The sequence below is a fragment of the Micromonospora sp. NPDC051924 genome (genome assembly GCF_055586005.1).
Genome location: NZ_JBVJJA010000021.1, coordinates 96,696 through 120,889, shown reverse-complemented (window position 1 = coordinate 120,889; position 24,194 = coordinate 96,696). Strand labels below are relative to the sequence as shown.

The 24,194-nt window shown below is 77.2% G+C and carries 9 protein-coding genes; 3 read left to right on the top strand and 6 right to left on the bottom strand.

Annotated elements, in window-relative coordinates:
• The first annotated feature begins 182 nt into the window (after nt 1-182).
• On the top strand, nt 183-1,148 hold the full coding sequence (locus tag ACZ6S5_RS18550; RefSeq protein ID WP_466001901.1) for an ATP-binding cassette domain-containing protein: 966 nt from the start codon (nt 183-185) through the stop codon (nt 1,146-1,148).
• Nucleotides 1,145-1,966 (top strand): ABC transporter permease, encoded by an 822-nt coding sequence (locus tag ACZ6S5_RS18545; protein WP_466001899.1) that lies wholly within the window; start codon nt 1,145-1,147, stop codon nt 1,964-1,966. Before ACZ6S5_RS18550 ends, ACZ6S5_RS18545 begins: the two co-directional genes overlap by 4 nt.
• Here the strand turns inward: ACZ6S5_RS18545 and ACZ6S5_RS18540 are convergent.
• Nucleotides 1,948-5,211, bottom strand: a complete 3,264-nt coding sequence (locus ACZ6S5_RS18540; RefSeq protein ID WP_466001897.1) for an AfsR/SARP family transcriptional regulator — start codon at nt 5,209-5,211, stop codon at nt 1,948-1,950. The genes ACZ6S5_RS18545 and ACZ6S5_RS18540 overlap by 19 nt on opposite strands.
• A gap of 70 nt (nt 5,212-5,281) precedes the next feature.
• Entirely contained in the window at nt 5,282-6,712 is a 1,431-nt protein-coding gene (locus ACZ6S5_RS18535; protein WP_466001895.1) for a SagB family peptide dehydrogenase, read from the bottom strand.
• Nucleotides 6,713-7,097: 385 nt separating this feature from the next.
• Between ACZ6S5_RS18535 and ACZ6S5_RS18530 the strand changes: the two genes are divergently transcribed.
• The gene (locus ACZ6S5_RS18530) at nt 7,098-11,069 is read left to right on the top strand and encodes a non-ribosomal peptide synthetase (protein ID WP_466001893.1); all 3,972 of its coding nucleotides are present in this window, start codon (nt 7,098-7,100) and stop codon (nt 11,067-11,069) included.
• Nucleotides 11,070-11,170: 101 nt separating this feature from the next.
• On the opposite strand, the gene ACZ6S5_RS18525 is transcribed toward ACZ6S5_RS18530, so the two are convergent.
• The 4 genes from ACZ6S5_RS18525 to ACZ6S5_RS18510 are packed head-to-tail and all read right to left on the bottom strand — an operon-like array spanning nt 11,171 to nt 24,194.
• Nucleotides 11,171-11,734 carry a flavin reductase family protein gene (locus ACZ6S5_RS18525; RefSeq protein WP_466001891.1) on the bottom strand — a complete coding sequence of 188 codons (564 nt, stop codon included), beginning with the start codon at nt 11,732-11,734 and terminating at the stop codon, nt 11,171-11,173.
• 10 nt (nt 11,735-11,744) lie between these two features.
• Nucleotides 11,745-12,554: a thioesterase II family protein gene (locus ACZ6S5_RS18520; protein WP_466001889.1), complete on the bottom strand. Its 810-nt coding sequence runs from the start codon at nt 12,552-12,554 to the stop codon at nt 11,745-11,747.
• A gap of 4 nt (nt 12,555-12,558) precedes the next feature.
• The gene (locus ACZ6S5_RS18515; protein ID WP_466001917.1) at nt 12,559-14,970 is read right to left on the bottom strand and encodes a beta-ketoacyl synthase N-terminal-like domain-containing protein; all 2,412 of its coding nucleotides are present in this window, start codon (nt 14,968-14,970) and stop codon (nt 12,559-12,561) included.
• An 11-nt stretch (nt 14,971-14,981) separates the two neighbouring features.
• Nucleotides 14,982-24,194, bottom strand: a complete 9,213-nt coding sequence (locus ACZ6S5_RS18510; RefSeq protein WP_466001887.1) for an SDR family NAD(P)-dependent oxidoreductase — start codon at nt 24,192-24,194, stop codon at nt 14,982-14,984.

Here is a 24,194-nt window from a genome sequence, read left to right as displayed (position 1 = left end):
CCCCCCCCCCCCCCCCCCCCCCCCCCCCCCCCCCCCCCCCCCCCCCCCCCCCCCCCCCCCCCCCCCCCCCCCCCCCCCCCCCCCCCCCCCCCCCGTGCCACGTCCGTGACCCGCGCCCCGGCGACGGAGGGTGACAGCGATCTGTGCGGGCTCTGCCAGCGGGCGCTGCCAGCATCGACGGCATGCGGTACGGATTCCAGGCCGAGGCCCTCGTCAAGCGTTTCGGCACGAACACAGCGCTCAGCGGCGTCGATTTCGCGGCCCGCCCGGGCACGGTCCTGAGCGTGCTGGGGCCCAACGGCGCCGGCAAGACCACGGCGGTACGGATCCTCGCCACCCTGCTGCGCCCGGACTCGGGCACGGCGATGGTGGGCGGGGTCGACGTGGTGCGCCAACCGGCCCGGGTGCGCCGGCTGATCGGCATCGCCGGGCAGGACACCTCGGTCGACGAGGACCTGACCGGCGCCGAGAACCTGGTGCTCATCGGCCAACTGCTCGACCTGCGCAAGGCCGAGGCGGCCGCGCGGGCGGCGGAGCTGCTGGAGCGGTTCGAGCTGACCGAGGCGGCCGGCCGCCGGGCCGGCACCTACTCCGGTGGCATGCGGCGGCGGCTCGACCTGGCCGCCAGCATGATCGGCCGACCCGCGGTGATCTTCCTCGACGAGCCGACGACCGGGCTCGACCCGGCCAAGCGGGAGGAGGTCTGGCGGATGATCCGGACGATGGCCGGCGACGGCACCACCGTCCTGCTCACCACGCAGTACCTGGAGGAGGCGGACACCCTCTCCGACGACATCGTCGTCCTCGACCGGGGCAAGGTGATCGCCAACGGCAGCCCGGACGAGCTGAAGCAGGTCGTCGGTGGGCAGACCATCCAGCTGCGCGCGGCCGACCCGTCCCAGCTGAGCGAGGCCGCGGCCATCCTGGCCAGCGTCGCCGGGCACGCGCCCGAGCAGGTCGGCCCCGGGGTGCTCACCGTGCCGGTGGTCGGCGACGCCGCGTTCACCGAGGCGGTCCGCCAGCTCGCCGCGGCGAACATCGCGGTGACCGAGCTGTCCCTGCGGCTGCCCAGCCTGGACGAGGTGTTCTTCACCCTCACCGGCCGGCACACCGCCGAGCCCGAGCGCGAACAGGAGGTGGCGGCGTGACCGCGACCAGTGTCCCCAGCCAGTCCACCGGCACGGTGCCCGAGCCGGTCAAACGCCCGTACGGGCTGCTCCGGCACAGCCTCGCCCTGGCCCGGCGGAGCCTGATCAAGGTGCGCCGCACCCCGGAGGGGCTCGCCCACGCGGTGCTCATCCCGGTGATCTTCCTGGTGATGTTCGTCTACCTGTTCGGCGGCGCGGTCTCCGGCAACACCAAGCAGTACCTCCAGTTCATCTTCCCGGCGGCGCTAGTGATGACCGTGATCATCTCCGGCATCATGATCACCGGGGTGAGCCTGAACGCGGACATCCGCACCGGTGTCTTCGAACGGTTCCGCAGCCTGCCCATCGGCCGGTCGGCGCCGCTGATCGGCTCAGTCGTCGGTGACCTCGTCCGGTACGTGATCTCGCTGGTCACCGTGTTCGCCTTCGGCTACCTGCTCGGCTTCCGGGTGGAGACCGGCTTCCTCCAGGCCCTCGCGGCCGGGGCGCTGACGGTCTTCTTCGGCTTCTGCCTGAGCTGGGGCTACGTGCTGGCCGGCGTGGTGTCCCGGGACGCTGCCGGGGTGCAGGGCATCGTCACGCTGACCATGTTCCCCCTCGCCTTCGGCACCAACATGGTGGCGCCGACCGACACCCTGCCAGGCTGGCTGCAGGCGTGGGTCAAGATCAACCCAGCCAGCCACGCCATGGAGGCGTGCCGGGGCCTGCTGCTCGGCGGGCCGGTCGCCGGGCCGGTGATGCGCACCCTGCTCTGGTCGGTCGGGCTGCTGGCGTTCTTCCTGCCGCTGGCGGTACGCGCCTACCGCCGGCGTACCTGAGCGTCGATGAGGGCCAGGGCGTCGGCCCGGCCCCGGGCCCGCCCTCGCTCGACGGCGGCGGCGTGGACGTCCCCGCCCAGCACGTCGGCGAGCCGGCGGCCCAGCTCGGTCGCGTCGGGGTGGAACGAGTCCGGGCCACGGTGCAGGGCGCTGGCCGCGCCGAGCAGCTCGGCGGCCAGCTCCGCCTCGCCGCTCGCCAGGCACGCCGCCGCCGCGGCCACTCCGATCTCCGCCAGCACCGGCACGTAGCCCGGCTCGGCGGCCAGGGCGAAGGCGGCGGCGAGCTGCTCCCGGGCGGTCTCCTGATCGCCTCGGGCCACCGCCAGCTGGGCGGCGGCGCACCGGTGCATGGCCTGGTACAAGGCCGCATCGAAGGTGATCCGCTCCAGGTCTGCGCGGGCCCGGTCGTACGCCCGGGCCGCCTCGTCGAGGGCGCCGTCGTAGCGGGCCAGGTGGCCCAGCCAGAGGTGGGCCAGCACCAGATAGCGGGCGGCCACCGGCCGGGCGGCGGGGGCGACCAGCGCGCGCAGCTCGTCCCGGGCCCGCGACAGGTCGCCGTGCCAGATCAGCGCGACGGCGAGCAGGACGCGCTGCAACGCGGCGTCGGCCGTCGCGTCGAGCGTGTGCAGCAGGGTGCCGGCCTCTCCGGCGGCCGCCATGGCCACCGGGAAGTCACCGAGCACGAGGTGCACGTGCGCCTCGAAGGTGAGGGCCATGGCCAGGCCCCAACGGTCCCCGGTCGCGCGGAACGCGGCCGCCGCCTCCGCCAGGTCGGCCCGCATCGCGTCGGTGTCGCCGTCCTGTCCGTGCAGCAGGGCGGCCATCAGCATGAGCAGGCCCCGCGCCCACGCGTCGGGGTGGTCGCGCAGCCGGGCGATGGCCGCCAGACCGGCGGCGGCGTCGGCGCGGAGGAATGCCAGCGCCGGGTCGAGCAGGGCGGCGACCGGGTGGTCGTCCGGCCCGCCGCGCTCGGGCAGGCGGGCCAGCAGGGCCTCGATCGGGAGGTCCCCGCCGACCCGGCCGCCGGTGAGCACCGTGTTGAACAGGTAGGCGGCAGTGGCCGCCCGACGGGCCGCCGGCGGTGCCGCACCGGGCAGTTCGAGCACCGCGCGCAGCCAGGCTGCCGCCTCGGCGTGGTTGCCCTGCACGGTCCAGAGCGGACTGACGGCGGCAGCCAGCCGGACCGCCACCGCCGCGTCACCGGTGTCGCAGGCGAAGTGGAACGCGGCGAGCAGGTTCTCCCGCTCCGCGGCCAGCCGGGGCAGCCAGACGATCTGCTCCGGCCCGCGCAGCCGGGGCTCGGCCCGCTCGGACAGCTCGAGGAAGTAGTTGGCGTGCGCCCGCCGGGCGGCGCCCACCTCGTCCTGCTCGGCCAGCCGCTCCAGGCCGTACTCCCGGATGGTCTCCAGCATCCGGTAGCGCGGATGGGGACCGTCCAGCCGTTGTAGCAGTGACTTGTCCACCAGCGCGGCGAGCAGGTCCAGCGCGGCCGGCGCGATCGCCGGGGACAGCTCGCAGAGCCGGGCGGCGCTCTCCGGGGTGACCGCGCCGGGGAAGACGGCCAGCCGCTGCGCGAGCCGGCGCTCGTCGGGCTCCAGCAGGTCCCAGCTCCAGGCGACCACGGCGCGCAGCGTGCGGTGCCGGGGCATGGCCGTGCGGCTGCCCCCGGTGAGCAGCCGGAACCGGTCGGAGAGGCGGGCCGCCAACTCCTCGACCGGGAGCGTCCGGGTGCGCGCGGCGGCCAGCTCGACGGCCAGGGGCAGCCCGTCCAGCCGCCGGCAGACCTCGACCACCGCCGCGACGTTGGCGCCGGTGACGGCGAAGCCGGGCCGGACCGCCGAAGCCCGGTTGACGAACAGCTGCACCGCCGGGGACTCGACGGCCGCGGCGACGGTGGCCGCCGGAGCCGGCAGGGCGAGCGGCGGCACCGGGCAGAGCGCCTCGCCGACGATGCCCAGCGGCTCCCGGCTGGTGGCCACGATCCGCAGCTCGGGGCAGCGGCCGAGCAGCTCGTCGACCAGCCGGGCGGCCGCGTCCACCAGGTGCTCGCAGTTGTCCAGCACCAGCAGCGCCGGCGCCACCGAGAACGCCTCGACCAGCTGGTCGAGCAGGTCGCGGGGCGCCGGGCCCTCGAGCAGGCCGGCCTCGCGCAGGCCGAGCGCCCGGACCACAACCTGCGGCACGTCGTCCGGGTCGGTGACGGCGGCCAACTCCACCAGCCAGGCGCCGCCGGGATGGGCGTCGGCCAGCGAACCGGCGAGGGTGGTGGCCAGCCGGGTCTTGCCGGCGCCGCCGGGCCCGACCAGGGTCACCAGCCGGCCGTCGCGGAGCTGGCCGGCGAGGCGGCGCAGCTCGGCGTCCCGGCCGACGAAGCTGGTCAGCGGGGCCCGCAGGTTGCCCGGGCGGGCGGCCGGACCGGGCGCCTCCGGGCGGTCGGCCGCGGGCGGCGGGGCGGCCTCCGGTGCCCCACCCGGCGAGGCCGGGGCGACCGGGACGGCGGCCGGAGTCAGCGCGGGGTCGCGGCGGAGCATGGCCACGTGCAGGTCGCTCACCCGGGGGGACGGGTCGACGCCGAGTTCCTCGGCGAGCCGGGCGCGGAAGTCCTCGTAGGAGCGCAGCGCCTCGGCCTGCCGGCCGGTGGCGTAGAGGGCGTTCATCAGCAGCGCCCGGGTGCGTTCCCGCAGCGGGTGCCGGGCGGCCAGCTCCTCCAGCTCGGCGACGAGTTGATCGGCCCGGCCGGAGACCAGGTCGGCCTCGGCGCGGTCCTCCAACGCGGAGAGCCGCAGCTCCTCCAGCCGGGCGGCCGCCGCGGCGGCGTACCGGGTGTCGGTGGCGTCGGCCAGGGCCGGACCGCGCCACAGCGACAACGCCTCGGCCAGGCAGGTGGTCGCGGTCGCCGGGTCACCCGCGCGCAGCGCCCGCTGCCCCTCCCGGGCCAACCGTTCGAACCGGTACGCGTCGACCGCCTCCCGGGGCAGCTCCAGCCGGTAGCCACCGTGCGCCGAGTGCAGGGCGGAGGTGACCGGCAGGGCCCGGCGCAGCCGGGACACCAGCGACTGGACGGCGTTCGTCGGGTCGGTGGGGGCGGTGTCCGCCCAGAGCGCGTCGGTCAGCGCCTCGACGGTCACCGTGCGGCCGACCTCGAGGGCGAGCAGGATCAGCAGCCGGCGCAGCCGGGCGCCGCCGATCTCCACCTGCCGCCCGTCGGCGGCCACCGTGAGCGGCCCGAGGATGCCAACCTGCATGCGGCCCATCATCTCACCGGGTACCGACGCGGTGACGAAACGTCGGCGTCGTGGCGGGGCGCCGGTCGGGTCAGCCCGGCGTGGCCGGGGTCGACACCCGGCCGACCAGGTAGGTGTAGAGGATGGCGGAGTTCACCCCGTCCAGGCCGAGGGCGGCGTGCAGCGCGTCGTCGTAGAAGCCGCAGAGGCCCACGCTGGACAGCCCCAGCCCGGTGGAGACCAGGGAGAGGTTCTGGGCCACGTGCCCGCCCTCCAGCAGCACCAGGCGGTAGGACCGCAGCCCGTAGTGCAGCCGCTGGTAGGTCAGGTCGGCGACCAGGAACAGCCAGAGTGGACAGCCGGCGGCGTCGATCTTGCCGCCGGCCTTGGTGGCGGGCAGCCGGGGATCGGTCGCCGGCACCGCCGGGACGAGTTCGCCGGTCAGGTCACGGGCGTCGAGCGGGAGCAGCGCGTGCGCCTCGGGGTCGTGCAGATAGAGGCCGCGCGGCACGCCCGCCACGTCGTGGCAGTAGGCCAGCAGCCGGACCGGGTAGCGGTTGCCGCCGCTGGGGTGGGGTCGGACTCGCAGCGACGCCTCCGCGCCGTCCATGGCCTTCTCGCCGGTGACGGCGGCGGAGTGGTAGAGCAGCCGGCCCAGCTCGTCGGCGGTGAGCGGGCCGCCGTACGTGCCGTATGCGCTGCGCCGGGCGAGCAGCACCTCGGCCAGCCCGGGAAGGTCCGCGTCCCGCCCGGCGAGCGGCAGCGGCGCGCCCCGCACGGGCATTGGCTGCCGGCCCTCGACGCCGGCGCCGACCAGGTCCGGCATCTGGTCGAGGATGGTGGCCGGCGCGTACTTGGCCTCCTCGTGCAGCCGGCGGTCGGGCGCGTCGGGGCCGTCGGCGAAGAACGGGCCGCGGGTCGCGGTCCGGAGCACCACGAGGGACACCAGCCAGGCGGCCTGGGCCCGTTCGGCGACGGTCAGACCGATCCGCTCCTGCTGCGCGCCCACCAACCGGCGGAAAACCGTCCCGGCGGGGGTGTCGAGCCGGCCGGCGCGTTCCAGCCCGCGCAGCTCGGCGAGGGTGTCGGCGAGGTGCCGCCGCCACTCCCCCAGCCCGGTGCCGGCGCCCTCGGCCTCCGCGCGGGTACGCCGGTACCAGGCCGTCCACTCCGCCTCGTTGCGAAGGAAGGCGGTCTCCGCGGCGAACCGCCCCTCGCCGGCCGGTCCGGCCTCGTCGGCCGGGACCCGCGTACCGTCGCCCGTCTCGACCGGGTCGGCGTCGCCGCGCAGCCAGGCCAGGGACGACGCCCAGTCCAGTCCGGTGGCGACCACCGCGGCCAGCAGCAGGCCGGCGGCGGCCCGCAGCCGGGTCGGCGCGGACCGGGCCTGCGCCCAGACGGCCTGCTCCAGCCCGGGCGCGGCGGCCAGGTGCCGGTCGACGACGTCGGCCGCGTCGGGGCCGCCCAGGCCGGCGGCGGGCGGTGCGGTCTGCGGCGGCGCGGCGGAGGCGGTGAGAGTCATCGGCGTACGCTCCCTCGGCGGTCGGGCGGTGAGCGCACGATAGGCAGCCGGGGAAGCCGGTCACAAGCGCCGAATCTGGGCAATCTGGGAGGTGATCCGGCGGCGTCCCAGGTGGACAATCCGCCGGCTCCCGAGCGCCGGCCGCGAGCACCGCCCGGCGGCGGACCGCTCGGCCGCCGCAGGGGTTCCGGCCGGCGGTGCCGACGCGCTGCGGGAACAGCAATCTGCGCGAAGACAGCACGCCCCGAGCGGCGCACCCTCTAGGCGGACTCAGGCCCGGTCGGGTGCCCCCACACCACCGCCGACCAGGCCGGATCCGCCGGCCGCCCCGGCCGGGCAGCACCCGGAGCACCCCTACCGACACCCGTACCCGCCGGAGGCCCCAGTGACGACGGACCCCGAGTCGCGGCGCACCTTCCCGCTGACCGACCTCCAGGCCGGCTACCTCGTCGGCAGCAGCCCGCTGATCGAGCTCGGCGGCTTCCGGCCCACCATGTACGTCGAGCTGGACGTGGTCGACTTCGACCCGGAGCGGGCCCGGGCGGCGGTCGACCGGCTGATCGACCGGCACGAGCACCTGCGCACGGTGATCCTGGCCGAGGGCGGCCAGCGGGTGCTGCCGGACGCCCGGGTGACGCCGTTCCCGCTGGCGGTGACCGACCTGACCGGGTTGCCGCCCACCGAACGGGAGGCGGCGCTGCGCGCGGTCCGGGAGCGGATCGCCGAGCAGGGGGTGGACCCGACCGGGTGGCCGCTGTTCCAGGTGGTCGCCCAGCGGCTGCGCCGGCGCCGGTGGCGGCTGCACCTGGCGATGAGCCTGCTGCTGCTCGACTCCACCAGCACCCGGCACCTGCTCGGCGAGTGGTGGCAGCTCTACCAGGACCCCGACGTCGCGCTGCCGCCGGTGGCCCGCACCTTCGCCGAGAGCGTCCGGGACCTGGTGGCCTGGCAGGACACCGAGCCGTACCGGGAGCACTGGCGGTACTGGGAGCAGCGGCTGGACAGCCTGCCGGACGCGCCGCAGCTGCCGCTGGCCCGCCCGCTGGCCGGCATCGACCCGGTCCGCCTGGTCCGCCGGGTCTGCCACCTGAGCCGCGCCGAGTGGGACGGGCTCTGCGCCGCCGCCCGGCGGCAGCGGGTGCTGCCGCCGACCGCGTTGCTCCAGGTCTTCGCCGAGGTCCTCGGGGGCTGGGCCGCGCAGCCCCGGTTCTGTCTCAACGTGCTGCACCAGAACGTGCCAAGCCTGCACCCCGAGCTGGCCGGGGTGGTCGGTCAGCTCAGCGCCACCCTGCCGCTGGAGGTGGACCTGGGCGCGGGCGACGACTTCTGGGACCGGGCCCGGCAGGTGCAGCGCCAGCTCTGGCGGGACATGGCGCACAGCGACGTCACCGCGGTCCGGGTCACCCGCGAGCTGGCCGCCCGGCGCGGCTGGACCAGCCGGGCGGCCCTGCCGTACGTCTTCAACAGCATGCTCGCCCCGCGTCGGCCGGCCGGCGCGGCGGTCGGGCGGCCGGTCTGCCGCCAGGTCGACAGCCACCTGCGCACCCCGCAGGTGCTGGTGGACAACCAACTCCAGGACGCCCCGGACGGGGGCGTGGACTGCATCTGGGACGTGGTCGACGACGCCTTCCCGGCCGGCCTGCCGGAGGCGGCGTTCGAGGCGTACGAGCGGCTGCTGCGGGCGCTCGGCGGGGCCGGCACCCCGCTGGAGCCGGTGCCACCCGCGCACCGGGCGGTGGTGGCCCGGGACAACGAGCCGGCCGGGCCGCGGCCGGCCGGGCGGCTGGAGGACGGCTTCCTGCGCCGGGCCGGCGAACGGCCGGACCACCCGGCGTTGGTCACCGACGCCCGGACGCTCACCTACGGGGAGCTGGCGGCGGCCTCGGCGGCGGTGGCCAACGCGCTGGGCCGGCACGGCGTCGGTCCCGGTGAGCTGGTGCCGGTGGTGATGGCCAAGGGCTGGGAGCAGGTGGTCGCCGTCCTCGGCGTGCTGCGCGCCGGCGCGGCGTACTGCCCGGTCGACGTGGCGCTGCCCGCCGGGCGGATCGGCCATCTGCTCGACGAGTGCGCGGCCCGGGTGGCACTGGTCCAGTCGCACCGCCCGACCGACCTCGGCGGGCGGGCCGTGCCGGCGATCGAGGTGGACCGCCTGGCACCCGCCGCCGAACCGGTCACGTCGAGTGGGGCGGCGACCGATCTGGCGTACGTCATCTACACGTCCGGCTCCACCGGGCGGCCGAAGGGGGTCGCGGTGGCGCACCGGGCCGCCCTCAACACCGTGGCGGACATCAACCACCGGTTCGGGCTGGGCCCCGACGACCGGGTGTTCGGCATCTCCTCGCTCAGCTTCGACCTGTCCGTCTGGGACGTGTTCGGCACCCTGGCGGCCGGCGCGACCCTGGTGCTGCCCGCCGGGGGAAGCCGCCCCGACCCGGTCGGCTGGGCGGACGCCGCGACCCGGCACGGCGCGACCGTGTGGAACTCGGTGCCCGCGCTGGCCCAGATGCTGGTCGAGGTGGTGGCCACTCGACCGGCCGCCGATCGGCCCCCGGTCCGGGCGTTCCTGCTCAGCGGCGACTGGGTGCCCACCACGCTGCCCGACCGGCTCCGGGAGACCTGGCCGGGCACCCGGGTCACCGCGCTGGGCGGCGCCACCGAGGCGGCGATCTGGTCCAACAGCTACGAGATCGGCGCGGTCGACCCGGCGTGGCGGAGCATCCCGTACGGGCGGCCACTGCCGAACCAGACCATGCGGGTGCTCGACGACCGGCTCCGGCTGCGTCCACCCTGGGCGGTCGGCGGCATCCACATCGGCGGGGCCGGGCTGGCCGAGGGCTACTGGCGGGACCCGGAGCGCACCGCCGAGCGGTTCGTCACCGATCCGGCCACCGGGGAGCGGCTCTACCGCACCGGTGACCTGGGGCGGTACTGGCCGGACGGCACCATCGAGTTCCTCGGCCGGGAGGACCGGCAGGTCAAGGTGCAGGGGTTCCGGGTGGAGCCGGGCGAGATCGAGGCGGTCGCGCGCACCCACCCGCGGGTACGGGACTGCGCGGTCACCACCCAGCAGGTGCCCGGCGGTCAGCGCCGGCTGGTCGCGATCGTGGTGCCCGGGGAGGAGGGCGCGCCGGACCGGGCGGCGCTCGCCGGATACCTGCGGGAGCGGCTGCCCGCGTACCTGGTGCCGGCGCGGATCCACCTGCTGGACCGGCTGCCGCTGAGCGGCAACGGCAAGGTGGACCTGGACCGCGCGCTCGCCGCCGCCGAGGCCGCCGCCCGCGACGACACCCCCGCCACGGGAACCGGGGCCGGCGGTGCCAGCCCCGTGGAGGAGCGGCTCTGCCGGGTCTGGGCGGAGCTGCTGGAGGTGCCGGCGGTCCGCCCGGACGACGACTTCTTCGCCCTCGGCGGCAATTCGCTGCTCGCCCTGCGCCTGGTGCAGCGGCTCCGCGCCGACCTCGGCACCGAGGTCCCGTTCGGGCAGATCTTCGACGCCCCCACGGTACGCGGGCTGGCCGCCCGGCTCGCCGCCGGCGACGGCACCGTCCGGTGCGCCGTGCCGCTGGCCGAGGGTGCCGGGCAGCCGCTGTTCCTGTGCCACCCGGTCGGCGGCTCGGTGGCCCGCTACGCCGACCTGGCCCGCGCCTGGGCCGGCCCGGTGTACGGCTTCCAGAGCCGGGCCCTCGCGGGCGACGACGCGGCCGGTACGCCCAGCCTCGCCGACATGGCCGCCGGGTACCGGGCCGAGCTGCGCCGGTTGGCGCCGCACGGGCCGTACCTGCTCGCCGGCTGGTCGATGGGGGGCGTGCTGGCCCACGAGCTGGCCGCCCAACTGCGCGACGAGGGCGAGGCGGCCCGGGTGGTCCTGGTCGACAGCGACATCCGCACCCTGCGCCTGCCGGCCGACGATCGGGAGCGGCACCGGGAGTTCCTCACCGACCTGGCCGGCGGCCGGTTGCCGGAACCGGTGGCCGCCGCGCTCGCCGCCGCTGCGGAGGACGGGCTGGCCGGGGCGGCACACGCCGCGGCCCGAGCCGCCGGCCTGCTCCCCGCCGAACTGGACGAGGTCGGGTCCCGCCGGCTGGTCCGGGTGCACGGGGACAACCTGGCCGCGCTGGCCGCCCACCGGCCCGCCCCGGGAGTGGCGCCGGTGCTGCTGGTCGTCGCCGATCGGGTGGAGCGGCCGGACCCGGTGCCCGCCTGGCAGGCGGTCTGCCCGGAGCTGACCGTGGAACGCTGGCCGGAGGACCACCACTCGATCGTGTCGGCCGCCTCCTCGGCCCGACTGGCCGAGCGCATCGCCCGCTTCGCCGCCGAGGCGGAGCCGGCCGACGACCCCCTCCCCGTCCCCTTCTGACCCGCGATCCGCGCGGGTAGGCAGCAACGTCGGGGAAGTTGCCGCCTCCCGGCGCGTCGAGTCAGCAACTTCCCCGAAATTGCCCCTCCCCGTGAGGGGCGTCAGGACCAGTCGAAGGCCTGGGCGTCGGAGGAGAGGTAGCTGCCGTCGACCAGTTCCGGCCAGGTGGCGTAGCGGCGCAGGCCGTAGAGCAGGGGCCGCTGCGGGCGCAGCCGGGTGACCGCGCGGACCCGGCCCATCACCACGGCATGGTCGCCGACCACGCTGTCGTCGACCACCTCGCAGTCGGCGATGGTGTGGGCGGCGTCGAGCAGGTGCGGGCCGCCGGCCGCCGGGCCGACGGTCCACCGGACCCGCTCGAAGCGGTCGACCGCCCCGGAGGCGAACAGCTCGGCGAAGACCCGGGCCTGGTCGTGCAGCAGGTTCACCGCGAAGGACCGGCTCGCCGCGATCGCCTCCAGGGTGGGGCTGCCGCAGCGCAGACAGACCAGCAGGATCGGCGGGTCGAGGGAGACGCTGCACAGCGACGTGCAGGTCATCCCCCAGGGCTGGCCGTCGTCGTGCAGCGCGGTGGTCACCGTGACCCCGGACGGGAAGCTGGCCATCAGGGGTCGCATGTCGACCGGTGGGATCTCGGCCGGGACGAGCTGGTCCTTCGTGTTCAACCTGCGCTCCTCACACCGGGGGTGACGCGGCTCCGGCGGTGACCACGCCGGACGTGGGCCGGGGCCGGGAGGTGGACCGGGTCGCGGCGCGGACCTCCGCCACCAGCGCGGCGGTGAAGGACCCGAACGCGGCACCGAGGAAGTGGAAGTGCCCGCCAGGGAAGAGTAGCCGTCGGAACGGCCCGGTGGTCTCCCCCGCCCAGGCCGCGACCGCCGCCGGCGGCGCCCAGTCGTCCTCGGTGCCGCCGAAGGCGGTCATCGGCACGGTCAGCGGCGGGCGGACGGGCGGCGGGGCGTATCCGGCCAGTGCGCCCAGGTCGGCGCGGACCAGCCGGAGCAGCTGGGCCCGGAACTCGGGCACCTCGTGGATCCGGTCCGGCATGCCGCCCAGCGCGAACAGGTGGCGCAGCATCTCCTCGTCCGAGACGTCGTACGGCAGGGTCGCCTTCGGACCCCGGTAGCCGGCGGCGGGGCGGCCGGAGACGCCGAGCCAGACCGGTTCGACGCCGTGCGCGCCGAGCGCCCGCGCGGTTTCCGCCGCGACCACCGCGCCGAGGCTGTGCCCGAACAGGGCCAGCGGCGCGTCGGCCCAGTCGAGCAGCTCCTCGGCCACCCGGGCGACGATGGCGGGGATGTCCCGCAGCGGCTCGTCCCGGTGCCGGCGGCCCCGGCCGGGCAGGTCGGGCAGGAGCAGGTCCCACTCCGGCGGGATGCCCCGGCTGAGCGGGAAGTAGGCGCTGCCGGAGCCGCCGGCGTGGTGGAACGCCACCAGGCGCAGGTCGGGGTCGGGGACCGGTCGCGGCCGGAGGAAGGCGGTCATCGGTTCACTCCCGTCCCCCGGCCGCGACCGGGCGGCCGGTGATGTGGTCGGCGATCGTCGCCAGCAGCGCGGCCAGCGGGCGGTCGATGGGCAGGTCCTCGGGGGTGAGCGCGATCTCGAACCGTTCCTCGATCCGGGTCATGAACAGGGTGGAGACGAACGAGTCGCCGCCGGTCTCCAGGAAGGACCGGCTCGGGTCCAGCTCCTCCTCGGCGTGCAACACCTCGCGCAGCTCGGTCATCAGGTACGCCTCGATGCCCGCCCGGTCGCTGGGCAGCGGTTCCGGGTCCCCGGCGTCGGCGGCCGCGGCCGCGGCCGCGGTCCCGGCCCCGCCGACCGGTTCGTCCACCCAGAACCGCCGGCGCCGGAACGGGTAGGTGGGCAGGTCCGGCAGGATCCGCGCGCCGGCCGGTCGCAGCGCGTCGAAGCGGACGTCGAGCCCGGCCAGGAAGAGCGTGGCGAGGGCGTCCAGCAGCAGCCCCGGGGCCGCCTCGGGGACGGCGGTGACCAGCGGCACCACGTGTGCCGTACCGTCCTCGCCGCGCCATTCCAGGCGCGCCGCGCCGGCCGGTCGGCCGGTGTCGCGGCGGGACCGGACCCGGACCCCGAGCCGGCCGAGCAGCGCCACCCACCGGTCGGGCGCCTCGCCGGTCGGGTCGTCCGGGACCAGCCGGGGCCAGCGGGCCCGGACCGCGTCCAGCGCGACCTCCAGCGCGCTGTGGTCGGCGGCGGCCCAGAGGGTGACCGGGCGCAGCCGCCCGGCCGGGCCGGCCGGCTGCCGGACCGCCGCCGCCAGCCGCACCGCCAGCTCGTCGGCGCTGCCGCCGAGCACCGCCACCCGGTGCCCGAACGGCGCGCGGCCGGCGCGCAGGGTGTGGCAGAGCGACGGCAGGTCGGCCGGGTCGGTGGCGCGCAGCCGGGCCACCACGGCGGCGCCGAGGGTGGCCAGGCCCTGCGGATCCCGGGCGGAGAGGGTGAGCAGCTCGGGCCCGGGCAGCGTGGCCGGCGCGTCCGAATCCGCCGGCCGGTACGCCTCGAGCACCACGTGCGCGTTGGTGCCGCTCATTCCGAACGAGTTCACCCCGGCCACCCGGCGGGGCAGCTCGGCCGGCCAGGGCGCGGTACGCCGGGGCACGGTGAAGTTGAGCCGATCCCAGGGGATGTGCTCGTTGAGCGGGCCGTCGGCCTCGTCGGCCGCGGCCGGGATCTCGCCGTGGTGCAGCATGAGCACGGTCTTCATCAGCCCCGCCACGCCGGAGGCGGCCTCCAGGTGGTTAAGCCGGGCCTTGACGCTGCCGATGCCGAGCGGGACCCCGCGTTCCCGGACCGCCGTGCCGAGGGCGGCGTCCAGGGCGCCCACCTCGACGGGGTCGCCGAGCAGGGTGCCGGTGCCGTGCGCCTCGACCCAGCCGACGTCGGCCGCGCCCACCCCGGCGTCGGCGAGGGCCGCCCGGACCACCTGCTGCTGGGCGGGTCCGCTGGGCACGGTCAGCCCGGAAGCGGCGCCGTCGTGGTTGACCGCGCTGCCCCGGACCACGGCCAGGACCGGCCGGCCCTCCCGTTCCGCCTCGTCGAGGCGCATCAGCACCAGCACGCCGACGCCCTCGCCCCGGCCGTACCCGTCGGCGGAGGCCAGGAAGGACTTCGAGCGACCCGCCGGGGAGAGCGCCCGGCTCTGGCACAGCGACACCATCAGGTTCGGCGACAGCAGCAGGTTCGAGCCGCAGACCAACGCGTACCGGCACTCCCGGGCGCGCAGCGCGCGGACCGCCAGGTGCATCGCCACCAGTGAGGAGGAGCAGGCGGTGTCCACACTGACGACGGGGCCGGCGAAGCCCATCACGTAGCTGATCCGGCCGGCGCCGAAGCAGAGGCCGCCGCCGGTGGCGTAGTACGGGTCGAGCGGGGTCTTGTCCTCCCGGACGGCCAGCCGCTCGCCGTACTCGGAGGCCATCATGCCGAGGTAGACGCCGACGTCGAGCCGGTCGGCGCGGCGCACGGCGACCCCGGCCCGTTCCAGGGCCTCCCAGGCGGTCTCCAGCAGGAGTCGCTGCTGCGGGTCGAGCAGCTCGGCCTCCCGCTGGGAGATGCCGAAGAAGTCCGCGTCGAAGTGGCCGATGTCGCTGAGAAAGGCGGCCCGGTCCACGTAGGAGCGGCCCGGGCGGGCCGGCCCCGGCCGGTACGCGGCCCGCAGCCCGGGCCGGTCCTCGGGGATCCCGGTGACCGCGTGCGCGTCGCCGCGCAGGAAGTCCCAGAACTGCTCCGGCGTGTTCAGGTCACCGGGGAAGCGCAGGCCGAGGCCGACGACGGCGAGCGGCGGGCGCTGCTCCCGCTCCAGCTCGCGGATCCGGGCCTGCTGCCGCCGGGAGAGCCGAAGCTGGTCCTCCACGAGTCGGCGCAGCTCGGTGGCGTCCATGGTCACGTCCCTCACTCCTCCATGGCCAGGTCCGCCCGGACGGCCCGGACCAGCTCGTCGATCGACAGGTCGGCCAGGTCGCCGTCCGTCCCGGCCGGCTCGTCCGCCGGACCGGCGTGCGCCGGCCCGGGCCAGCCGGCGGGCGTCGCGGCGTCGGCCGGTCCGTCGTCGGGATAGAGCAGGTCGATCGCGTACGCGGCGACCTGCGCGATGGTCGGGTGGTCGATGGCGACGGTGGCCGGCAGGTCCACGGCGAGGGCGTGCGACAGCCGGGTCCGCAGGTCGATCACCATGATCGAGTCGAGGCCGAGGTCGACGAAGCCGGCCTCGTCGTCGAGCGCCCCCGGGTCGCCCAGCGCCGCACCGGCCACCCCCCGCACGGCCGTTCGGAGCCGGTCCTCCCGCTCGTCGGCGCCCGTCCGGTCCAGCTCCTCGCGCAACCAGCCGCGCGGCGCGGCCGGCGCGGCGGGCGTGGCCGACCCGGACCGCCCGCCCCGGTCCAGCAGCGGGAGCAGCAGCGCCGCCCGGGGATGCCCGGCCGCCCGGTCGACGTACGCCCGGGCGTCCACGGCCACGGCGACGAGCCGGTCCCGGCCGGCGGTGAGCGCGGCCCGCAGGACGCTCTCGGCCTCCTCGTCGGTGAAGGGACGCACGCCCAGCCGGTCGATCGCCCGCCGGGTCGCCTCGGTGGCGGCGAGGCCGCCCTTCACCCTGGGCGTCCACGGTCCCCAGTCGACGCTGACGGCGGGCAGGCCACCGTCACGGAGCCGGGCGGCGAGGCCGGCCAGGTAGCCGTTGGCAGCCGCGTAGTTGGCCTGGCCGGCGGAGCCGAGCACCGCGGAGACCGAGGAGAAGTGCACCAGCGCCGCCGGCCGCCGCCCGGCCAGCGCCGCCAGCAGCCGGTCCGCGCCGGCCGCCTTGCCGGCGAAGACCTCCGCGAAGGCGGCCTCGCCGAGCTGGTCGAAGGCCCCGTCGGCGGTCCGCCCGGCGAGGTGCCAGACGCTGCCGATCGGCCCGTCGCGTTCCGCCTCCGCCACCATCCGCCGGCAGTCCTCGGGGTCGGTGACGTCGCCCCGGACCACCCGGACCCGGGTGCCGCCGGCGGTGAGCTGGTCGATCGCCGCGCTGGCCGCCGGATCGGGCGCGGACCGGCCGACCAGGGTGATCGCGGGAACGCCCTGCCGGGCGAGGAAACCGGCGACGCTCAGTCCCAGCGCGCCGAGCCCACCGGTGACCAGCGCGGCGCCGGTGGTGACGGCGGCCGGCAGGTCGGCCTCGGCCGGGGGCAGCGGGCGCAGCCGGGCCACCCGGAGGCCGTCGGCGTCGATCCGCAGCCGGGTCTCCGGCAGGCCGCGCCGCAGCTCGTCGACCAGCAGCGCGGCGGCGTCGCCCGGGTCGGCGCCGGCGGCGAGCGCGACCCGGACCAGGCGGCGGTCCGGGTGCTCCGCCTCGACCGCGGCGAGCATCCCCCACAGCGCCTCCCGGACCGGGGCGGCCGCGGCCCCGTCGGCGCAGACCACCAGGTACGGCACGGCGGCGGGGGCGGTCCGCAGGTCGTCGGCGAGCCGGCGGGCGGCGGCCAGCGCGGCGTCCGCCGACTCCCCCGGCTCGGTGGCCGCGAACCGCAGGTCCAGCACCAGGTCGGGCGACTCGTCGGCGGGCTCGACCAGGCCGGTGACCGCCGCGGCGAGCGCGGGCCGGACGTCGTCGCCGAGGACGGCGGCGCGCGGCGGTTCGGTCGGGGCCGGTGCCGGCCGGTCCGGTTCCGGCGTGACCCAGGCCAGCTCGTGCACGTGCACGGCGGTGTCCCGCAGCGACCGCTCCAGCAGGTCCCGGGGGGCGTGCCGGATGCGGAACCCGTCGACCGCCAGGACGGTCCGGCCGCGCCCGTCGAACAGGTGCAGGTCCGCCTCGTCCACCTGCCGGGTCCCGTCGGGGCGGGGGGTGGACCGCCGGGCCCGTACGTGGCCCCAGAGCTCCCCGGCCGGGTCGGGCCGGCGGGCCAGGGTGAGCCGGGCGGCGGCGAACGGGACCGCCAGCCCGGCCCGGCCGGACTCCTCTGCCGACCCATCGGTCGCGTCGGGGTCGACGCCGAAGGTCACCGTGCTCTGCAGGCAGGAGTCGAGCAGGCCGGGGTGGATGGCCCAGCCGGCCGGGTCCTCGTTCATCCGCTCCGGGCGGGCGTACCGGACCAGGGCCTCGTCGCCGCGCAGCCACACCTGGTCGATCCAGCGGAACGACGGGCCGAGCAGGTAGCCCATCTCGCGGAAGTGCCGGTAGAAGTCCGCCCCGGCGAGCCGGCGCTCGGCGGCGGCCTGAAAGGCGGCGAGGTCGGGCACCGGTCGGGGTTCGGCCGGCGGGTCCGGCAGCAGCCGGGCGGAGAGGTGCTCCTGCCAGCGGTCCCGTTCCGGGTCGATCAGGCTCTGCACGCTCACCGTCCGGCCGCCGTGCTCCTGCGCGGCCTCGATGACCTGCAGCTCGTACCGCTCGCCGTCGTGCAGCACGAGGGCGCGGGGAAAGACCAGGTCGGCGAGGGCGGGCGGGGTGCCGTCGCCGGCCAGCGCGCTGAGCGCGGTGGCGGTCTGCGAGGCGCCGGGCACGGAGACGGTGCCGTAGAGCCGGTGGTCGGTCAGGTGCGGCGGGTACTCGGTGCTGCGCTCGGTGCGGAACACCCGGCCGCGCAGCGCGGGCGAGCGGACCGGCGTACCCCAGGCGGGCGCGTCGGCGGCAGGGCCGGCGGTGACCACCGGCTCCCCGGCCGCCGCCCAGTAGCGGGTCTCCGCGAACGGGTAGCGCGGCGCCTCGACCCGGGCGCCGGGGCGGCGCGGCTGCACGCGGGACCAGTTCAGGTCCTGGCCGAGCGGGTAGAGCCCGGCGACCGCGGCGAGCAGCGCGGCCCGGTCCGGCGCGCCACGGCGCAGCGACGACAGCAGGCCGCCGGCCGGCGCCAGGCCCGCGGCCCGGACCAGGTTGACCAGGGTACGGTCCGGGCCGATCTCCAGGCACACGTCCACGTCGAGCGCGGCGAGCTGCCCGGCGCCCGCGTGGAAGCGCACCGGCTGCCGGGCGTGGCGCACCCAGTAGTCGGCGTCGTACGTGTCGGGGCCGGCGACCGCCCCGGTGAGGTTGGAGATCACCGGGATGGCCGGAGCCGTGTGGCGGACCGTGGCGCAGGCCGCGCGGAACTCGTCCAAGGCCGGGTCCAGCAGTCGCGAGTGGAACGCGTGCGAGACGCTCAGCCCCCGGTGCCGTACGCCCTCGGCGCGCAGCCGGGTGGCGAGGGCGTCGACCTCCTCGGGCGGGCCGGAGACCACGGTGGCCTCGGGGCCGTTGACCGCCGCCAGGTCCAGCCCGGTGCCGGCGATCAGGTCGCGGACCTGCTCCTCGGTGGCGACCACGGCGAGCATCGCACCCGGCCGGGTGGCCTGCATCAGCCGGGCCCGCTCGGCGATCAGGTCGAGCCCGGCGGGCAGGTCCAGCACCCCGGCCACGACGGCGGCGGAGACCTCGCCGACGCTGTGGCCCATCACCACGGCCGGGGTGACGCCCCAGGAGCGCCACAGCTCGGCCAGGGCCACCTCCAGGGTGACCAGGGCCGGCTGGGTGACCCGGGTCTCGTTGATCGCGGTCCGGTCGTCGCCGCTGAAGATCAGCTCGGTCAGCGAGGTGCCGAGCGTCGGGGCGAGCCGCCGGTCGCACTCGTCGAAGACCGCCCGGAACACCGGCTCGGTGGCGTACAGCTCGCGGCCCATGCCGAAGAACTGGCTGCCCTGGCCGGAGAAGAGGAACGCGATGCGGGGCGGCCGGGTCGCCGGGACCGGGTCGGCCGGCGGCGCGGCGGCGAGGAGCTGCTGACGGTCGCGGCCGAGCAGCGCCACCCGGTACGGCAGGTGGGCTCGGCCGGTGCCGGCCAGCGCGGCCAGGTCGCGCAGTTCCGCCGGCGGGCACTCCGCGATCCGCTCCCGCCAGTGGTCGACCAGCCGGAGCAGCCCGTCCGGGCCCGGCGCGGAGAGCGGGACGAGCAGCGGGTCGGTCGTCCCGCCGGGAGCGGTCGCGGCGCTGTCGTCCGCGGTCGGATCGGCATCCGCAGCGATCCACGTCGGACCGTCGACAGGGCCGACCGTGGCCGGTTCCGGGTCGGCGAGCAGGACGTGCGCGTTCGTACCGGTGAAGCCGAAGCCGGACACCCCGGCGAGCCGGGGCCGGCCGGCGCGGGGCCAGGCGATCGGGCTGTCCACGACCCGGACGTCCATGCCGGCCCAGTCGATGTGCGGGTTCGGGTCGGTGAAGTGCAGGTTGGCCGGGATGGTGCCGTGCCGCAGGGCGAGCACCGTCTTGATCACCGAGGCCATGCCGGCGGCCGACTCGCAGTGGCCGAGGTTGCTCTTGACCGAGCCGAGCCACAGCGGCCGGTCGGCGGCCCGACCCTTGCCGAGCACCCGCCAGGCCGCCCCGACCTCGATCGGGTCGCCGAGGGAGGTGCCGGTGCCGTGCGCCTCCAGGAAGTCCACGCCGGCGCCGTCGACCCCGGCGTCGGCGAGCGCGGCGGCGATGACCTGTTCCTGGGCCCGGCCGCTCGGCGCGGTCAGCCCGGACGAGCTGCCGTCCTGGTTGACCGCGCTGCCCCGGACCACGGCGAGCACAGCGTCGCCGTCCTGGTCGGCGTCGGCGAGTCGCTTGAGGACGAGCACCCCGCAGCCCTCGGCCCGGACGAAGCCGTTGGCGTCGGCGGAGAAGGCCCGGCACCGCCCGTCCGGGGAGAGCATGTGCGCCCGGCTCACCGCCACCGAGGCGAGCGGGTCGACGATGACGTTGACCCCGCCGACGATCGCCGCGTCGATCTCCCCGCCGCGCAGCGCGCGGACGGCGAGGTGCAGGGCGACCAGCGAGGACGAGCAGGCGGTGTCCACGGCGAGCGCCGGCCCGGCCAGGCCCAGCACGTACGCCAGCCGGCCGGCGACGGCGTTGAGCGCGGTGCCGGTGCTGTAGTAGGCGTCGAGCCGGTCCACCCCCGCGCCGGCCAGCACCCGGGCGTAGTCGCCGTTGCTCACCCCGACGAAGACCCCGGTACCGCTGCCGGCCAGCCCCTTCGGGTCGATCCCGGCGTCCTCCAGCGCGTGCCAGGCGCACTCCAGCAGCAGCCGCTGCTGCGGGTCGAGGTTCTCCGCCTCCCGGGTCGGCACGCCGAAGAATCCGGCGTCGAAGCGGGTCACATCGCGCAGGAAGCCGCCCTGGTCGGTGGTGATCCGGGGACCGCTGTCCGGGTCGGCGGTGTGGAACGTGCGGTGGCTCCAGCGGTGCGCGGGCACCGGGCCCACCGCGTCCCGGCCGGAGCGGAGCAGGTCCCACAGCTCCTCCACCGAGTCCGCGCCGGGGAAGCGACCGGCCATCCCGATGATCGCCGCCGGCCCGGCCGGGGACGCCGCCGGTCCGGTCACCGTGGCGACCGGGGCGGCCGGCTCCCCCGCCTGCGGGGCGGCCGGGAGGAGAGCCGTCGGGATGGCCGGAGACACGGGGCGCACGGCGGCCGGTCCACCGTGGACCGGCGGGTCGGCGGCGTGCATCCGGGCGTGGTCGGCCGGCGGGACGCCGACCGCCACGGCCGGTCCGGGGACGGCGGCCGGGCCGTCGCCCAGGGCCAGCAGGTGGTCGGCGAACTGGCGGATGGTGGGGTGGTCGAAGACGTCGGCCACCTGCAGCGGCACCTCGAATGCCTCGGCGAGCCGGCGGGCCAGGTCCACCGCCATGATGGAGTCCAGGCCGAGATCGAAGAAGCCGGTGTCCTCCCGGACGACGTGGCCCGCCGGGTGCCCGAGCTGGGCGGCCAGCAGGCGGGCCACGTGGGCGCGGGCGACGGCCGGGCGGGTGCCCACCGGCAGCGCGGTCAGCTCCGCCACGACCGACGGCTCCCGCTCGTCCTCCGATCCGGGTGCGCCATCGGCGGCGGGCGGTGCCCCGGCGCGGGCCGGCGCGGCGGCGAGCAGGCCGCGCGGGCGCAGGCCGCCCAGCACGCTGTCCAGCCGGGCCCGGTCCAGCGGGCAGGCCACCAAATAGCCCTCCGGTCCGGGTGTCTCGTCCCGCAGCGCCGCGCAGCCGGTGGCCGGGTCCAGCGCGCCCACGCCCAGCCGGGCGAACCGGTCCCGGGAGTCGCCGTCGGCCATCCCGGAGACCGCCCACGGCCCGTACGCGATGCTGACCGCCGGCAACCCGAGCGACCGGCGGTACGCGGCGAGCGCGTCCAGCCCGCCGTTGGCGGCGGCGTACGCGGCGTAGCCCTCGGTGCCCCAGAGCGCGGAGACCGAGGAGACCAGCACGAAGAAGTCCAGCGGCAGGTTCCGGGTGAGCCGGTGCAGCCACCAGGCGCCGCCCAGCTTGGCGCGCAGGGCGGTGGCGATCCGCCCGGCGTCCAGCTCGGTGGCGGGTACCCGGGCGATGGTGCCGGCGGCGTGCAGCACCCCGGCCAGCGGCGGCATGCCGCGCAGCGCGGCGGTGACCTGCCGACGCGAGTCGGCGGTGTCGCATCCGCCGCCGACGTAGCCGACCCCGATCCCGTCGTCGCGGAGCCGGGTGAGCAGTTCCCGGGCGGCGGGTTCCAGGTCGGCCTCGGCGCGCCGACCGACCAGCAGCAGCCGGCGGGCGCCGCGCCGGACCAGGTCGGTGACGAGTTCCCGGCCGACCGCGCCGAGCGCGCCGGTGACCAGGTAGGTGGCGTCGGCGCGGACCCGCAGGGCTGCCGGGGTGGGGTCGGCGTCACGCAGCCGGGCGGCGTGGATCCGGCCGGCCCGCACCGCGACCAGGTCCTCCAGCACCGGGCCGGGCGGCGCGGTGAGCAGGTCCAGCGCGGCGGCCAGGTCGTCGGGGCCCGGCCGGGCGGGCAGGTCGACCACGCCGCCGAACGCCGGACCGAACTCCAGTCCCAGCACCGGGGCGAGGCCGTGCAGCGGCCCGTGGTCGGTGGCGGTCACCTCGTCGGTCGGCCCGGTGCGGCGGGCGCCCCGGGTGAGCAGCACAGCCGGTCGGCCGCTGGCCCCGGTGCCGGCCAGGGCCGCCACCGCCGTGGTCACCGCCGCGACGGTGGCCGCCGCCCGGTCGACCGGGTCGCCGTCCCCGTCCGGGCCGGCGGCGTCCTCGTCCGAGCCGGCGGCGTCCTCGTCCGAGCCGGCGGCGTCCTCGTCCCGGGCGGTGCGGACGGGGTGCGCGGCCGGGACGAGCACCAGGGTCCCGTCGGGGTGGTCGGCCCAGAGCCCGGTCCACTCCGCCGCGTCGCCCGGCAGCGCCGCCGCCCGCCAGCCCGGCGGGGCGTCCCCCGGTTCCGGCGTGAGCAGCGTGCCGGCGAGCCCGCGGGCCGCAGCGGCGGCCGCCAGTTCGGTGACGAGCGCGGCGTCGTCCCCGGCCAGGACCAGCGGACCGGTGCCGGGGTCCGGGGCCGGCCGGTCCAGTGCGGTCCAGACCACCTCGTGGGTGTGCCGGGCGGGCCGGGGCTCGTCGGCTTCCCCGCCGGTGGGCCGGTCCGGGGCGTGCCGCTGGCGCTGCCACGGATACCCGGGCAGGTCGAGCACGGCCCGCGCCGCCGAGGCGGCGGCGAGCGCGGCGGGGTCGACCTCGACCGGCGGGGCGCCCGTGGCCAGCGCGGTGAGGCCGGCGACGGCGGTGTCCGGGTCGGCGGCGGCGATCCAGGCGGCCACCGGCAGCCGGCTGCGCCCGGCGTTGGCCGTGGCGGCGAAGGCCGGATAGTCCTCGGGCGACAGTCGCCGCACCCGCCGGGCGTACGCGGCGGCCAGCTCGCGCAGCGCCTCGGGAGTGCGCGCGGAGACCACGAAGCCGGCCACCGGGCCGGCGGGCCCGGCCGGCCGCTCGGCCAGCTCGTCCGGCTCGACCGCGCCGATGACCAGGTGCGCGTTGGTGCCGCTCATCCCGAACGAGCTGACCCCGGCCAACCGGCCGGCGTCGTCGGCCCAGTCGATCAGCCGGTCCGGCACCACCATCCCCGTGGCGCCCAGGTCGATGCGCGGATTGAGGGTCCGCAGGTGCACCACCGGCGGCACCTGCCGGCGCTGGACGCAGAGCACCGCCTTGACCAGGCCGGCCACCCCGGCCCCGGCCTCCAGGTGCCCGAGGTTGGTCTTCACCGAGCCGACCGCGAGGGGCGCGCCCCCGTTGCGCCGGCCGAGCACGGTGGCCAGCGCCTCCAGCTCGATCGGGTCGCCGAGCGCGGTGCCGGTGCCGTGCGCCTCCACGTACCCGACGTCGGCGGGCCCGGCGCCGGCCCCGGCCAGGGCCGCCTCGATGAGCGCCACCTGGGAGAGCACGTTCGGTGCGGTGAACCCGCTGGACCGGCCGTCCTGGTTGACCGCACTGCCCCGGATCACCGCGTGGATCCGGTCGCCGTCGCGGACCGCGCGGGCGAGCGACTTGAGCACCAGCGCGCCGGCCCCCTCGCCCCGGGTGAAGCCGTTGGCCCGGGCGTCGAACGCCTTGCAGAGGCCGTCCGGGGCGAGCGACCGGGTCTGCACGACCAGCCGGGTGGAGCGGGGCGACATGATCAGGTTGACCCCGGCGGCGATGGCCACCTCGCACTCGCCCCGGCGCAGCGCCTGCACCGCGAGGTGCACCGCGACCAGCGAGGACGAGCAGGCCGTGTCGACCGCCATGGCCGGGCCGGTCAGCCCCAGGCTGTACGCGAGCCGGCCGGCGGCGAAGCAGTGCCCGTTGCCGGTGGCCCAGTAGGCGTCCGGCTCGCCGGGGAGCCAGTCCCGGTAGTCCTGGCCGGTGATGCCGACGTACAGCCCGGCGGGGCGGCCGGCGAGGTGGTCGGCGGGGACGGCGGCGTTCTCCAGCGCCTCCCAGGCGACCTCCAGCAGCAGCCGGTGCTGCGGGTCGAGGGCCCGGGCCTCGCGCGGGCTGATGCCGAAGAAGTCGGCGTCGAAGTCGAGCACCTCGTCGAGGAAGCCGCCGCGCTGCGGCAGCTGCGCCCACTCGGCGGCGAACGGACCCTGCCGGGCCGGGGGCATCGGCCCGACCAGGTCCCGGCCGGCGGCCAGCGCGTCCCAGTACGCCTCGGTGTCGTCGATCCCGCCGGGCAGCCGCAGGCCGATCCCGACGATGGCGACGGGCTGGTCGCCGCCCTGCTCGTCCAGCTTGCGGCGCAGCGTCCGGATGGTGGCCAGGGCCCGCTTGAGCTGGGCGTCCTGCCGCTTGGCGGCGGCGTTGTCGGTGTCGTCCAT